Genomic DNA, 16,375 nt, shown 5'->3' with positions numbered 1-16,375 from the left:
AGTTAATTAGTTATTGCTTTTTTAAGGGAGTTACAGTAATGGACCCTAATAAACCAGAGGGCATTGGGTTCCATAAGGTTGCATCAAATGTTTTATAATCTTTATTGACCATGTTTATTTCGTAAAAGATTTTCCACGTTTCACCTCTTACTTCTTTGGCACGTATTCTATTGGCAGGTAAGTTGGTTACCTGTATTTTTAATTGGTTTGCTTCTTTTTTAAGAGCCCCTAAATTAATTTTAAAAGGCACCGACCATACATGACCAATAAATTTATCATTAAGCCATACTTGGGCACTCTCACGAACATCACCTAGATTTAGAGACCAGTTATCGGCTTCAATATCAGGGGCGTTAAATTGTAAAGTGTATGTTGCAGAACCAGAAAAGGCTTCGGCTTTTGGACCAAGTAAGGTCCAAGATTGTAACGAATCCATAGTTGCGGGTGCAGGCAACTCCGGACCACCTTTATCAAAGGTAATATTCCAAACACCATTTAAGGCAATGGGCTTGCCTAATATTTCGTAATAGGGCCATGCCTGTTGGGATTGGCTGTTCTCTGTTTTTAGAATTAAAGATGCTCCTGGTTCTATATGAAGTTTTACCAAAGTATTTTGGGCTTCTTTTTTCACTAGGGCATTACCTGCAGCTTTAGTTAATGGATCTAAAATAATAACTTCCTTATTGGTAATAGCCAAAGGAACAAAACCACTAATGGGCTTTGAAGTATGATTAACTACATAGTATATTTTTTCTCCATTTACATCCCTTCTTATAAATTTTAACCCCGTTTCTACCAATGTTTCTGGAAATACATTTGCAGTTTCTAAATCTTTAAATAAGTTTAAAGTAGGTTTTAAATTGGAAACCAACTCCAATAGTTTAGTGTTTTTGGTCTCATAATTATGAAATCCAGGAACCGATTCTGGAAATCCTTGAAAAATAATATGGGCGCCAGCTTGTTTTAAGTCCCATAATTTTTCCAAGGTTTTTAAAGGCATTTTATCAGAGTCTGGAACCACTAGAGCTTTATAGTGGCCACCAGGTAATACGATAAGTCCATCTTTAACAGTAGCTTGAGCAATAAATTTATCAGAAATAAAATCAGTGTTATAGCCATTTTTCATCAATGCTTTTGTGGTTTCGTAAAAAGGAGAGCCATGTAGCCATTGGTCTAGGGAATGGATTTTAAATTGTACAAATAACTCGGCATTAAGGTTTTTGCCCCAAGTATCATAAATGGGCCAGTATAATAGGGTTTCGTTATCAGGCTTCCCTTCTTGAAGCATCGATTGGCAATTTGCTATATAGGAAAACAGAGCAGGAACATCTTCCCAAATGGTATTATTGGTATTAAAATTAACAGATGCATAGAATTTCCAACCTGGCCAAGCTGCTCTCTTTGGGGAATAGGTAGAGCCGTGTAAAAACACATGATTTATACCATTTAGCAATAAATCTTCAACTTCAGGTTTACATTGCGATAAAGCTGTTTTAAAATGATCACGTAGCCATGTAAATGTTTCAGAAGAGGTTAGTGGTTTTCCTGTAATGTGTGCAGCCGATGATGAAAATTTTAACATTACTGGGTCGGCATCACCTTCTCTAATATCATCTAATTCACGTCTAAATCCAGGGATATCATAGGGCATAGATCCAAAAGTTTCACATTCTGGTATATCGGATGAAGCATACAAATCGATTAGATTTCCAGGCGAGCCATGTGCCTGTAGTTTTGTTTTGTAGTTTTTTGAATGTGCCCATTCTGTCCAAGGAATGTCAAATTTGTTAAGTAGTAAATCTGAAATGGTTTCTCTAAAATCACTCTTAATTCTATTTCCAATAGTGTCATTTTCGGTGTTAAGTAATTGGGGTAAATACGGTTTTAAATCGTAACCTCGGCGCTTTTCAAATTCTTGAAAAAACATAGGTGTAAAATCGGTTCCGTAAACTTCATAGCTATCATTAAAAATAGCACGTAATTTACCTTCAAAGCCTTTTAGAGCTTCATTAAAAGGAACTACGTAAGCATTAAGAGCTTCTTCAGAATAATGGTCAAGTGTATAGCCTTGGCCACCTGGGGCAGCACGTTTAACTTGCTGTTGTGTTTTACCACTAAAAACGGCATAAATAGTATAATCAGAATTGTTGGCTTGCCAATGCAGTTGAGAGTTGGTAAGTTTGTTTGTTAAGTCTAAAAAAGATCCATCATTTCCATAGGCTAAAACATAAAGTAATTGGGCCAGTCCTTTTTGTTTTTTATCTTCTACTTCAATGGTCTTATGGAATGTCTTACCCTTTTTTAATTCATAGGATTCTACTATTAGTTTTGTAGCAGCATGGGTAACAGTTACTTGAGGGCCCCCATAGGGCCATCCGGTGCCTAAAACCATATCTACTTGCATTCCTAAACTATCAGAAATATGAATTGTATAGTCTAACATATCCATATATTTAGGGGACAGATAATCAATAAAATGATCTTCTTCACCTTTTACACCATATATGGGAGTTATTTCAACACCGCCAATGCCAGCTTGTTGTAAAGCTATTAAATTTGATTTGATATTGGGTTTGTCTACAGCACTGCCCATCCACCACCATCGCGTCCAAGGTTTATTTACATTAGTTTGTTCAGGCCAAGGGGAATTTGAACTAGAATCTTGCTCTTTACAATTTAAAAAAGCAAGGCAAAGTAAAAATAAGAGGAGATATTTAGTTTTGACGTTCATTGAATTATTTAGTAAAAATTTATTTAGTAAAAATAGAGTTCTCTTTTTTGATTACTATCCTGTGGTATAATGCTTTTTTATTATGATGGATTAAGTGTGTTAAGTTTTAACATGTAAGAGCAGGATACTATTGCTATTTGTTTTGAATACATTTAAATATAACTAAATAATAAAAATAAGATTATGATTAGCTTAAAACAAATTTTAATGAGTGTGGTTTGTATTGTATTTTGTTTAGACACAATAATAGCACAGATAGTCGAAGGTAAAGATTATTCTTCGCTTTCAGATGTTGATCATACTTTTGATATGGCAGGAGATGATATTTTTGGGCAAAGGTTCCCCTCGGAAAATTATACATATATGGATCATGTTACTGGAGTAACTGTAAATGCATTAACAACATCAAGACACAGTAATTCTAAAATGTACCAAACGCACCCTCAATGGACTCCAGATAGAAAGTATATTGTTTTTTCGTCTAACAGAACATCTACAAGGGAAAATAGGGATAGACAGTATTATGCTATTTCAATGGACAATTTTGAAATTGTTCAAATAACCACTGGTGATCGAGGTAGAAACATGCATTTGGGTTGGCATAAAAATGTGGCATATCAATTTAGTGGAAACAATTTGGTAGAACTAAATTTAGGGGAGCTTTTAAAAGACAGTGAAAATAATAGCATTAAGAACCCTGAAGATTATGAACGGGTAATAGCAGAGATACCAGACTCTATAAGGCCGTCGGGCTTGGGGCTAGACGCTAAAGAGGAATCAATCTTCTTTTCAACCAGAATAGATGATGACAGGCATGCAATTTATAGGGTAGATTTTAAAACAGGAAAAACATCGCAGGTTTTAGAAGTCCCTTTTCGTATAGGACATTTACAGAACAATCCATACGTATCTGGAGAACTTATGTATTGTTGGGAAACGGGAGGCGATTCCCCACAACGTATGTGGCTTCTTTCAATCGATTCTAAAGGCAAGGTTAGTAACAGGCCTTTATATGAAGAGCGACGTAACGACTGGGTTACCCATGAAGTATTTATGGGACCTAATAAGGTGTTATTTCATCTTATGGGACATATTGATCGCTTAAAAGAAAATCAAACAGGGATCTATTCAATAGATCTAAGAACCAATGAACTTCAATTTCATGGGCAAACAGGTGGTGGCGGTTACTGGCATTGCAATGCCACACCAGATGGTAAGTGGATAGCTGGCGATACTTTTGATGGTAAATTATATCGTATTAACGCGGCCAATCCAGAGGATACGGTGCTATTAACGCAAGGTCATCGTTTACTAAGTGTGAGCCCGTTTTCTGAGGAAGCTCACATGCACCAATCCGTTAGCCCAGATGGTAAATGGGTGTTGTTTAATTCCAGTCTTTTAACAAGTAATGATATTATGATTGTTCCATTAATGGCCGAAATAAAGCAGTAAAAATGCCTTAATTTTTGTTAATCAAAAATAATTTAGATTCTGAAGTTTTGTTTTGTAAACGCTGATTTACAGGGTTATTTCCCACATAAAGGACCCTTTTTTATAGAATGAGTCGGTGAATTATTTTGTAAAAAACAGGAAAGTACAGGATAGCGTAACAAGAAAATAGCAGTTACTTTGAGTGTCAACAAACATAAAAACATCTAAAAGTCAAGTGCTTTTAGGGTTTAATCAATAATTAACTAAACTAAGTATTACATGAAAAACAAAATTACTGTTTTCATGAGTTTGCTCGTGTTTGCTTTAATGTATTCCACGGGCTATGCTCAAGAAAAAAATGTTTCGGGAACTGTTACAGATCTCTCAAACCTTCCTTTACCGGGAGTGAATGTTATTGTTAAAGGCTCAAATAGAGGAGCAAGTACAGATTTTGATGGGAACTACAGTATATCTGTAGCCCCTGGAGAAACACTTGTATTCTCTTATGTAGGGTTTAAAACAAGTGAAGTAGTTGTTGGAAGCGGAGATGTCTATGATATTTCGCTTGAAACAGACAATGCACAACTAGATGAAGTTGTTGTAATTGGGTATGGTACCCAAAGGCGTAAGGATGTAACAGGAGCTGTGGCATCCATTAAATCAGAAAGCTTTATTGATGCTTTGCCAGTTGCTCCAGAGCAGCTCTTGCAAGGTAAAGTTGCTGGTGTAAACATTGTACAAAATAGCGGACGGCCAGGTGCTTCATCTACTGTTAGAATTAGAGGTACCAGCTCAATATCAGCAGGGAATGACCCACTTTATGTTATAGATGGTGTGCCATTGCAATTTGGGAGTGCGAACAACCAAATTAGAGTGGCTACATCAGGGTCCTCACCACTCTCTGAAGAAGCTTCCAATCCATTAAGTTTAATAAATCCAGCAGATATTGAAAGTATAGATATTCTAAAAGACGCTTCAGCTACTGCTATTTATGGATCTAGAGGTGCAAACGGTGTAATTGTTATTACTACAAAAAACAAAGGTAAGTATGGCGATTTCTTAACGTACGATTCTTATGTAGGTATTTCAAGTGTTCCAGAATTATTACCGTTTTTATCTGCCGATGAGTACAGAGATTATGCTAACAGCAATAGTTTACCATTTTCTGATCAAGGTGTAAATACTAATTGGCAAAAAGAAGTTTTTAGAACTGCCATTACACACAATCACAATGTGTCTTTTGCTGGTGGATCCGAGTCTACAAATGTAACAAGTTCTTTAGGTTATAATAACCAAGAAGGTATTTTGCTAAATTCTGATCTTAAAAAATACACAGCTCGATTAAACGCAAACCATTCTACAATTGATGATAGATTAAAAATTGGTGTAAATTTAACCTATTCACAAATTGACGACCAAAGGCCTGCGTTAAATTCAAACATTGCAGATGAAGGAGGTAACATATTAAAAGATGGACTTCGTTGGGCACCAACATTACCAGTAAGGAATGATGATGGTAGTTATTACCAAATTGGAGCATTAAGGATAAACCCAGTATCTTGGGTTGATGTTACCGATGAAAGTAAAAGCTCATTGTTTTTAGGCAATTTAAACGCCTCTTTTGAGATAATAGAAGGGCTTAAATTATCAACTAATATTGGACATTCAAGTGAAAATGTTAGTAGATTCAATTATATTCCTTCAACCCACCCAGCAGGAGAAGGCCAAGGTGGTTTTGGTTCTATTAATAAATATAAAAACACAAATATATTAGCGGAAACCAATCTTACCTATGAAAAGCAAATAAACGATGACAATCATATCACTGTTTTAGCTGGATATTCTTATCAGCGTTTTGAAACTGAGAACACATTTACATCTGCAAATAATTTTGTGTCTGATGCTACAGAGTGGAACTTGATTCAATCAGGTACAGTACAATCCAATACGTCTTTTAAGGATGCCAATCGTTTGTCTTCATATTATGGTCGTCTTAACTATAAGTATAAAGATAGATATTTACTTACCTTTACTTTAAGACGTGATGGTTCTAGTAGATTTGGTGCCAATAATAAATGGGGTACTTTCCCATCAGGTGCTTTGGCCTGGAATGTGACTGATGAAGATTTTATGGCTGGTTCAAAAATCAGTAACTTAAAATTAAGAGTTGGTTATGGTATTACAGGTAACCAAGAAATTCCAAACAATCTTTATAGAGAACAGCTTTCAATAGCAGGTTCAGCAATTTATGTTTTTGGTGGTCTAGCAGTACCAAGTGTGCTTCCTACAAATTACCCGAACCCAGATTTAAAATGGGAAGAAACAAGTCAATTAAACTTAGGTGTGGATTTTGGTTTGTTCGATCAAAGAATTACGGGTTCTATAGATTATTACTTAAAAAAGACCACAGATTTATTGTTGGAATTCTCAACAGCGGCACCCTCAGTGGTTGCTACACAATGGGCCAATGTTGGAGAAGTTGAAAATAAAGGATTTGAGTTGAATTTAAGTGCTGATATAATTGATAAAGAAGATTTTAGATGGTCTACAAACCTTAACTTTGCTACAAACAAAAATGAAGTAATAAGCCTTTCTAATGAAAACTTCCAAAGAGATGAAATTAGAACAACTGCAGGGTCTGGTGTTGTAGGTGAAAATGCACTTACAAAAATAATTAAACCAGGGTCTCCATTAAACACATTTTATGGGAGAAAGTTTACAGGTTATGATGCCAGTGGCTTAGAAACATATCTAGATGTAGATGGCGAAGCTGGTGCCGATGAGGTAGTAATAGGTGATGCAAACCCAGATTGGACATTTGGTTTTAACAATAACTTTAACTACAAGAAATTTGATATTACAGTGAATCTTAGGGGTGTAATAGGTAATGATATTTACAATAATACTGCAGCAGAGTTTTCTTATGTTAGTCAAGCACCAGGCGTAAATGTTCTTAAATCTGCTTTAACTACAGGGGCAAGTAGAACACAAACAGCGCAATATTCATCGCAATGGTTAGAAGATGGCAGCTATTTAAGATTAGACAATTTAACTATTGGTTATAACTTTGATGTGAACAATGTTAGTTTTATTAAAAAGGCAAAAGTTTATTTGACAGGGACCAACTTGTTTGTAATTACAGGTTATTCAGGTTACGATCCTGAAGTTCAAACTAGATCTGTAGGAATAGACTACTTGGTTTATCCGCGACCACGAACTTTCCTATTGGGAACGAGTATAACATTTTAAATAAAAAATTGTTAAAATTTAAAGAAAATATAGTATGAAAAGTATACAAAAATTAAAAACAAGAATAAAATTACTTAGCGTATGCTGTATCATGGTAATTTTATCGGGATGTAGTCTTGAAGAAGATGTATATTCAATATACACTCCAGAGACTTTTTATTCCAATGAAAAACAAGTTCTTTCCTCGCTTTCGGGAATATATAGAAATTTTGCGCGAACTACAGGTATGGGAGTGGAATATAGATGTTTAGAATTACCGGGAGATCAAGTCGTTGTACATGAAAAGATCCAAGGTTGGTGGGGTGGCGCTAACTTTGCCGAATTAATGGAACACACATGGACGCCTGGCCATGCTTATATAGCAGGAACTTGGGACTCTTATTTTAGAACAGTAGGGCAAACCAATGCCCTTATAGCATCATTAGAAGGGTCTGCTTTACCAGAAGACCAAGTAGCTGGTCCGCTTGCGGAGTTACATTCTTTACGAGCGTATGCCTATTTCTTTTTAATGGATTTGTTTGGTAATGTGCCAATCTTTACATTGCCTAAAGTAGATCCTTTAAACTTACCAGAACAAAATACAAGAACTGAGGTATTTGAGTTTGTGACATCCGAATTAATTGCTGCAACAGCAGATTTGCCAACAAAAGCGGAAGCTGGTAATGGGTATTATGGTAGGTTTACAAAAGAAGCAGCAGAAGCTTTACTGGCTACAATATACTTAAATGCTGAAGTATATACAGGTACAGAACAAAACGCTAAAGCTATAGAATATGCCGACAAGGTTATAAATTCTGGTGCTTATAGTTTATTGCCAGATTACTTCGATAATTTTGTCTATAACAATGAAAATAATGATGAGTTTATATTTGGAGCTGTTTACTCTCCAGATGTAGCTGGAGGTGTAGGGCATCCATTGGTACAAAAAGTACTTCCTGGCATCCAAGGAGGCTTATTTGGGTTACCTTATACTCCACAAAATGGATTTGGAACAAGACCATCGGTGCTTGCATTATATGAAGATGGCGATGATAGAAAAAACCTGATTATTCCTTACGGTAATTTAATAGACCCAAGAAATGGCGAAACAGTAATGGTAGAACGTATTGTGCCAGATAATAATTCCAAGTTATATGAGCCAGGAGTTTCTACAGAAGGCCCGGTGCCTTATGAGATTATTCCAGCTACAGGTATTCGTTTGCAACCAATGAATGCAGGTTTAAAATGGGTTAAATGGGGCTTAGATCCTAATACAAATGGCGGTAACGCTGGGAACGATATTGCTTTTATTAGATATGCCGATGTTTTATTGATTAAAGCAGAAGCCTTGGTGAGACAAGGTAATCCAGATTTGGCATTACCAATTATAAACCAAGTTAGAAATAGAAGTAATGCACCAGACCTGGCTTCTGTAACGCTTGATGATGTTCTTGATGAAAGAGGTAGAGAGTTAGCTTTCGAAATGCAAAGAAGGAGAGACTTAATCCGTTTTGGAAAATTTGGTGATGCATGGGAGTTTAAAGCGCCTTCAGAGCCTTTCAGAACTCTATACCCAATACCAACAACAGCTTTAGGATCCAATCCTAAATTAACACAAAACCCGGGTTATTAGTCTCGTATAAGTTTGTTGTTTAACATATTAAAAACTAAAAGCCCTAATTATTAGTTAGGGCTTTTATGTTTTAGTACTATAATAAATATAATATGCAAGTTCAAGTTTCATCTTCTTTTTCATCAACAAAAAAAGCAATCATTGCTTTTGCCCTTTTATGTATTGGATTTAACAATACATTTTACGCCCAAAATAAAAATAATGTAAAATTATCATGGTTGGGAAAAACAGAACCAAGTATCTCTACAGGGGTAAGTTGGGGTGTGCCATTTAATGAAGGTGAAATAAAATCGCTTAACCAATTTGAATTAACAGATAGTAACAATAAGCAGTTGCCATTACAATCATGGAAATTGGCTTACTGGCCAGATGGATCCTTTAAATGGGTAGGGTTTAGTACTTCAGTTACAAGCGAAAGTGGCACAACGTTTAATCTCAAGTTTAATCAAAAAGAAATAACTACTGAACCTTTTACTAAAATTTCTGTTACCGAAAAAGAAGCGTCAATTCATATAGATACTGGGGTTTTACAAGGAGAAATTCCAAAGTCTGGGAATCAACTATTCTCATCATTAACTGTTGATGGAAAAGAAATAAGCTCAGGAAGCCAATTAGTTTGCATAGTACAAAATGGACCAGAAAATGAGATAGGAGTTCAACCCATAAAAGAAAAATTTACAGGAAATATATCCCAAGTTACTATTGAACAAAATGGGCCTGTAAGATCAGTTATTAAAATTGAAGGCAATCATAAGTCTGAAACTGGTAACCGAGAGTGGTTGCCATTTGTAGTTAGGCTATATTTTTATGCAGGACAGCAATCTGTTAAACTAATACATACTATAATTTATGACGGAGAGCAAGAAAAAGATTTTATACGTGGGTTAGGGATAACATTTGATATTCCTTTAAACGAAGAAATTTATAATCGTCACATAAGATTTTCAGGCGAAAATAATGGATTGTGGGACGAACCTGTACAACCACTTATAGGTAGAGGTAGACTTTCTAGAGAAGAAAGGTATTACCCTTCACAATTAAAAGGAGAACGTATACCTAATCGTGATACTTTTTCAGCTAGGCAACAATTTTTACTAGACAATTGGGCTTCTTGGAACGATTTTAAATTAATGCAAGAAAATGCCGAAGGGTTTAGAATACAAAAAAGAACCAACGATAAAAGCGTATGGTTAGATGCCGGTTTTGGTACTCGGTCGCGAGGTATGGTTTTTGCCGGAGATGTTTCAGGAGGCTTAGCGCTTACATTACGTAATTTTTGGCAATCCTACCCAACCTCATTAGAGGTTAGGAACATGAAAAAAGATGTAGGTAAAATTAAGGCATGGTTTTGGTCTCCAGATAGTCCGGCAATGGATCTGCGACCTTATGATACCATACCAAATGGCCATACTTTAATTGCAAGTTACGAGGACGCACAACCAGGGCACGCTACTCCAAAAGGCATTGCTAGAACTAGCGAAATTTTATTATTTGCCTCATCTAACGTCCCTTCTTACAAAACGTTAAATACCATTGCAGAATTAGGTAACAACCCGCCATTGCTCACGGCATCACCAGAATATATACACAGCATTCCTGTTTTCGGTTTTTGGAGTTTGCCCAATAGGTCAACTAAAGGAAAAGCTTGGCTAGAAAACCAATTAGACACTGTTTTTAACTATTATAAAAAGGAAGTAGAACAGCGCAATTGGTATGGGTTTTGGGATTATGGAGATGTAATGCACGGCTATGATTTTGATAGGCATGTTTGGAAATATGATATAGGTGGATATGCTTGGGATAATACCGAGTTAATGCCCAATATGTGGCTTTGGTATCAATATTTACGTACTGGTAAAGAGGATGTGTTTAAAATGGCAGAAGCTATGACCCGGCATACAGGCGAGGTAGACGTTCATCATTTAGGTAAATTTAAAGGCTTAGGGTCTAGACACAATGTTCGCCATTGGGGAGGGGGCGCAAAAGAAGTTAGAATATCACAAGCTGCACTTGGGAGGTTTTACTATTATCTTACAACCGATGAACGTACGGGCGATTTAATGCATGATGTTGTTGAAGCATCAAATACGGCTATTGGAAATTTAGACCCATTAAGGCTTATATTGGAGAAAAGCCAATATCCTACCCATGCAAGAGTAGGACCAGATTGGTTCGCTCTAGTTGGGAATTGGATGACCGAATGGGAACGCACTGGAAATAATGAATACCGAGATAGAATTTTAACGGGTGTAAAAAACCTATCAAAAATGCCTTATGGACTTTTCTCGGCCGAAGGTGCCGCATTTGGTTATAATCCTAAAACCTATGAGCTTTTTCAGCTAAGTGATGATGGTATAGGGTTTTCACATTTATCTGTTTTAATGGGAGGGCCAGAAGTTTCATTTGAATTAATGCCATTATTAAAAAACAAGAAATTTAATAAATTATGGCTTCAATTCACAAAATTGTATGGTACTCCAAAGGAGAACATCCAAAAAGAGTTTGGCAGAAGTGTTAAACTAGGAGATCCTGGACCGTGGTATGCCAGACTTCCGGCATATTATGCCAATGCAACAGGCGATAGAACATATGCAAAAAGGGCCTGGAATGATTTTTTAGGATCTGAAGGAAGTCGGTATCAAATAAAATTTAACACCATACTTTTTGAAGGAGATGAAACACTTGAACCAATTTATGAGGTACCAGGAGTTTCAACCAATACCGTAGCACAATGGTGTTTAAATGCTATAGAGTTACTTGAATTAGTTGGTGATGACTTACCCGAGGACCATTCAATTTTTAAAGATTAATAAAAGGTTTTCAATGCTAAAAAAATCACGCTTAGTAATTTTTCTTTATGTAATAACTAATATGTTGTATGGCCAAGTTAAAAACGACATGCAGGTCAGTTATCAAGTAGATGCACTTATTTACGAAGATGATTTTAATAAAGACCTTTCTCAATGGCAGGTAGAAACAGATACTTTGCGCCATACTAAAGTTGAAATAATAGATGGAAAACTAATTGTTGATGTAGATTGTGGAGCTACCATTTGGTTAAATAAAAAACTCTACGGGAATGTATTAATAGAATATAAGCGTCGGGTAGTAATGGAAGATGGTATAAATGATAGACTGTCAGATTTAAATCAATTTTGCATGGCAAATGACCCCAAAAATTCCAATCTTTTTACCAGAAAAGGAACCTTTGCTCAATATCATGATTTAGAACTATACTATTTTGGTATTGGAGGTAATTATAATACAACATCAAGGTTTAGAAAGTATTTAGGTAATGGCGAAAGATTGCTAATTGAAGATTTACGAGAAAAAGAGTATCTTTTAGAGCCCAATAAAACCTATGTAATAAAAACTATAATTTATAATGGTTTGGTTAAAGTGTTTGTAGATAATAAAGCATATTTCTCTTTTTTTGATAAAGCCCCTCTAAAAAGTGGATATTTTGGCTTTAGAACCACAGAATCCAGACAAGAAATAGATGATTTGAAAATATATAAATTAAAATAAAGACAAACCAAGTTTCAACATAAATAAACGTAAAATACTAAATAAAAAAATGAAAATAAAAATCGCGATTATAACAGTTTTTCTGCTTTTAATATCATGTAATTCTTCTGTTAAACAGGTGCAAACCACAGACGAAGATGAACCCGCTAACGATGTTACTACACCATTGCATGCATTACAACCAGATTATCCAACACCGTACGAAGCAAAGTCGGTAGAAGATATAACTACAACCTTAGATAGGGTTTATGATTATTTAGAAAGCGAAACAGCTTCAAAACTTATTGACTCTAAAACCGAACAAGAGGTTACAGATCTTAAAGCATTAAATGAAAATACTATTTTCGAACCTGGCGCATTCCGATTAACAAGTTATGAGTGGGGTGTAACCTATGCAGGAATGTTGCACTTAGCAGAGGCAACGGGTAATAGTAAATATTCCGATTATACTAATAAGCGATTAAAATTAATTGCAGACATAGCACCATTTTATTCAGAAAAATTAAAAGAAAACAAAGATTACCCATCACCTATTATCCAATCTTTGAGGCCACATGCGTTAGACGATGCAGGCGCTATTTGTGCGGCTATGATAAAGGCTAAAAGGGCTGGTTTAAATGCAAACCTTCAGCCCTTAATAGATAATTTTATTGATTATATAAGCAACAAACAATTTCGTTTTGAAGATGGTACATTGGCTAGAAATAGACCACAACCCAATACCCTATGGCTAGACGATTTGTTTATGAGTGTGCCGGCATTGGCACAAATGGGAAAACTAACTGGTGATAACAAATATTATGATGATGCCGTAAAACAGGTGTTGCAATTCTCTAAGCGGATGTTTAATGAAGACAAAGGGTTGTATATGCATGGTTGGGTAATGGGTATGAAAGATCATCCACAATTCTACTGGGCAAGAGCCAATGGCTGGGCGGTTATGACGTTGGTTGAATTACTGGATGTGCTACCAGAAGAACATCAAGGATATATAGCTGTTTTAAATCAGCTACAAAAGCATATAAAAGGGTTAATGTCTTACCAAGATGGTACGGGGTTTTGGCACCAGCTTATAGACAGGAATGATACCTATTTAGAAACCTCGGCAACTGCCATTTATACATATGCCATTGCTAAAGCCATCAATAAAGGATATATTGATAAATTAGCATATTCGCCTGTTGCACTTTTAGGCTGGAATGCCGTTGCCACAAAAGTAAATGCCAAAGGCCAGGTAGAAGGCACCTGTGTTGGCACCGGTATGGCCTTCGATCCAGCTTTTTATTATTACAGACCTATAAATGTTTACGCTGCTCATGGTTATGGCCCTGTTTTACTGGCAGGTGCAGAGATCATAACCATGCTTAATAACAATGATTTTGAAATAAATGATAGTTCACTGCAGTTAAAAGTTGGCAATTAATTTATTCTTAAAGCATGATAAAACCAATTAACTACGTTCCATTACTTTTTTGTTTTTTAGTATTAAGCTGTAATCAAAAAACAAAAGAAAAACCTGTTAGCAATAACCCCAACGTGCTAATTATTATAGCAGATGATGCGGGATGGAATGACGTGGGTTATAACGGTTCAATAATAAACACCCCTAATATTGATTGGTTGGCTAATAATGGTGTGCAATTAAATAGATTTTATGTAAACCCTACGTGTTCGCCGTCAAGAGTATCATTATTAACGGGTATGCCGGCCAGTAGAATAGGAGTAGTAGCACCCATTAGCGGAAAGAGCAAAAAAACGCTTCCAGATTCTATTGTTACACTGCCACAAGCATTAAAAAAATATAATTATGAAAACGCCTTATTTGGCAAATGGCATTTGGGATTGGATATTTCTAATGGCCCCAATGCCTTTGGTTTCGACTATTCATATGGTTTTCTTCATGGACAAATAGACCAGTATACCCATCGGTACAAGAATGGCGATGCGAGCTGGTATAGAAACGATAACATGATTGAAGAAGAAGGGCATACAACAGATTTGGTGACCAAAGAAGCCATAGAATGGTTAACCCAAAAGCGCGATACTACAAAAAGCTTTTATGTGCAATTGGCATATAGTGCTCCACATTTCCCTTTACAGGAAGAAGCTGTATGGAAAGCACCGTACTATGAAACCATTAAAGATAGTTCAAGACGCGATTTTGCTGCAGCCATGACCCATATGGACCATAGTATTGGTAACGTTTTAGAAACCTTAAAAACACTAAAGTTAGAAGACAATACATTGGTTATTTTTATGAGCGATAATGGCGCTATGGAAAACTGGTTTCCAGTAGAGCAATATAATGGGGTACACGGCCCTAACCCCGTATTGGGGAGTAATTTACCCTTACGGGATTGGAAAACATCAAACTATGAAGGGGCCATTAGAGTTCCTGCAATTGTATATTGGAAACATCATTTAAATTCGGAAATGAATTCCAGCTATATGTCAGTTTCAGACGTTATGCCAACAATCCTTTCGTTAATTCATGCAGACATACCTAAGGCTGTTGAAGGTGTAAACGTTTGGCCTTCTATTTTAAACCCAAAAACAGAAACACCACATGATATTTATGTGCGTGGTCATGTTCAAGAAAGTTTAATACACAAGCCGTGGAAAATTATTAGAAATCGACAGGCAGATAATTCGCCAGCAATATACCAGCTTTATAACATAGATTTAGACCCAGAAGAGAAAAACAACTTAATAGATAAAGACGCTTCGGTTACAGCAGACATGAAAACCCGACTTCAAAATCAATTTTTAAAAGATGATAAAACGGTAAATGTTGAATTAACGCAGTCTTTCTAAATGAAAACGAGTATTATTTATTTCCTATTTTTGCTACTGTCTTTTACCAGTGTATTTTCACAAAAACAGCATATAGCTGATAAGCCGTTGTTTAGAGACACCATTTTTGATGGGGCAGCCGATCCTTCCATTATCTGGAACAAAGCAGCACAAAAATGGTATATGTTTTACACCAACAGGCGCGCCAAAGATACCTTAGCCAAAGGAGTAAGTTGGGTGCATGGAACTCGAATAGGTGTAGCGGCGTCTAAAGATGGAGCACATTGGACTTATGTAGATACCTGTAATATTGACTATAAAATAAAAGATATTACACAATGGGCACCCGATGTTTTAGAATATAAGGGCACGTACCATATGTATTTAACAATAGTGCCCGGTATTTTTGAAGACTGGTACCACCCAAGGCATATTGTGCACTTAACCAGTAGTAATTTAATGGACTGGAAATTCCAGTCACGATTGCAATTAGCTTCAGAACGTTGTATCGATGCATCAGTTTTCCAACTTCCCAGTGGTGTTTGGCGCATGTATTATAATAACGAAGAAGATGGCAAGTCAATTTATTATGCCGATAGCAAAGATTTATACCATTGGGTAGACAGTGGCGAAAAAGTGGTTAAAGATTGTGGTGAAGGGCCTAAGGTTTTTTCATGGAAGGGTAAAAACTGGATGGTAAATGATGCCTGGAAAGGCCTAGGTGTATATTCATCTACAGATTTCATAAATTGGAAACGCCAAGAGAACAATATTTTAGAAATACCCGGAAGCGGAAAAGACGATAAAGTAAAAGGAGGTCACCCAGACGTAGTGGTTCAAGGGGATAAAGCCCATGTATTCTATTTTACACATCCTGGAAGAACGCCTGAAAATGATGGAAAAGATAATTACCAAACCCGAAGAAGCACCATTCAGGTGGCAGAATTAAACTATATGGATGGCCAGATTACTTGCAATAGAAACCAACCTGTTTATATTAACCTAAAACCTAAAACCTAAAACCTAAAACC

The 16,375-nt window shown here is 36.1% G+C and carries 9 protein-coding genes; 8 read left to right on the top strand and 1 reads right to left on the bottom strand.

The features are described from left to right. Positions 1 to 10: 10 nt before the first annotated feature. Positions 11 to 2,731 (bottom strand): glycosyl hydrolase, encoded by a 2,721-nt coding sequence (locus tag AC5SR4_RS03735; protein ID WP_495358199.1) that lies wholly within the window; start codon positions 2,729 to 2,731, stop codon positions 11 to 13. 183 nt (positions 2,732 to 2,914) lie between these two features. On the opposite strand from AC5SR4_RS03735, the gene AC5SR4_RS03730 reads away from it, so the two are divergent. From AC5SR4_RS03730 to AC5SR4_RS03695, 8 genes are all read left to right on the top strand, one after another. After that, positions 2,915 to 4,183 carry a biopolymer transporter Tol gene (locus AC5SR4_RS03730; protein ID WP_495358198.1) on the top strand — a complete coding sequence of 423 codons (1,269 nt, stop codon included), beginning with the start codon at positions 2,915 to 2,917 and terminating at the stop codon, positions 4,181 to 4,183. A 258-nt stretch (positions 4,184 to 4,441) separates the two neighbouring features. Then, complete coding sequence (locus tag AC5SR4_RS03725) at positions 4,442 to 7,411, top strand: SusC/RagA family TonB-linked outer membrane protein (RefSeq protein ID WP_495358197.1); 2,970 nt, start codon at positions 4,442 to 4,444, stop codon at positions 7,409 to 7,411. A gap of 34 nt (positions 7,412 to 7,445) precedes the next feature. Further along, positions 7,446 to 9,023 (top strand): RagB/SusD family nutrient uptake outer membrane protein, encoded by a 1,578-nt coding sequence (locus AC5SR4_RS03720; RefSeq protein ID WP_495358196.1) that lies wholly within the window; start codon positions 7,446 to 7,448, stop codon positions 9,021 to 9,023. Positions 9,024 to 9,115: 92 nt separating this feature from the next. Then, positions 9,116 to 11,833, top strand: a complete 2,718-nt coding sequence (locus AC5SR4_RS03715) for an exo-rhamnogalacturonan lyase family protein (protein WP_495358195.1) — start codon at positions 9,116 to 9,118, stop codon at positions 11,831 to 11,833. A gap of 13 nt (positions 11,834 to 11,846) precedes the next feature. Beyond that, the gene (locus AC5SR4_RS03710) at positions 11,847 to 12,551 is read left to right on the top strand and encodes a DUF6250 domain-containing protein (RefSeq protein WP_495358194.1); all 705 of its coding nucleotides are present in this window, start codon (positions 11,847 to 11,849) and stop codon (positions 12,549 to 12,551) included. Positions 12,552 to 12,669: 118 nt separating this feature from the next. Then, positions 12,670 to 13,974 carry a glycoside hydrolase family 88/105 protein gene (locus AC5SR4_RS03705; RefSeq protein ID WP_495358193.1) on the top strand — a complete coding sequence of 435 codons (1,305 nt, stop codon included), beginning with the start codon at positions 12,670 to 12,672 and terminating at the stop codon, positions 13,972 to 13,974. 14 nt (positions 13,975 to 13,988) lie between these two features. Continuing rightward, on the top strand, positions 13,989 to 15,365 hold the full coding sequence (locus AC5SR4_RS03700) for a sulfatase family protein (RefSeq protein ID WP_495358192.1): 1,377 nt from the start codon (positions 13,989 to 13,991) through the stop codon (positions 15,363 to 15,365). Further along, positions 15,366 to 16,364: a family 43 glycosylhydrolase gene (locus AC5SR4_RS03695; protein ID WP_495358191.1), complete on the top strand. Its 999-nt coding sequence runs from the start codon at positions 15,366 to 15,368 to the stop codon at positions 16,362 to 16,364. The last annotated feature ends 11 nt before the right edge of the window (positions 16,365 to 16,375 follow it).

Source organism: Aestuariibaculum scopimerae (assembly GCF_059428085.1).
Note: the sequence above shows the minus strand (reverse complement) of the source record. Positions and strands in the feature narration are given on the sequence as shown.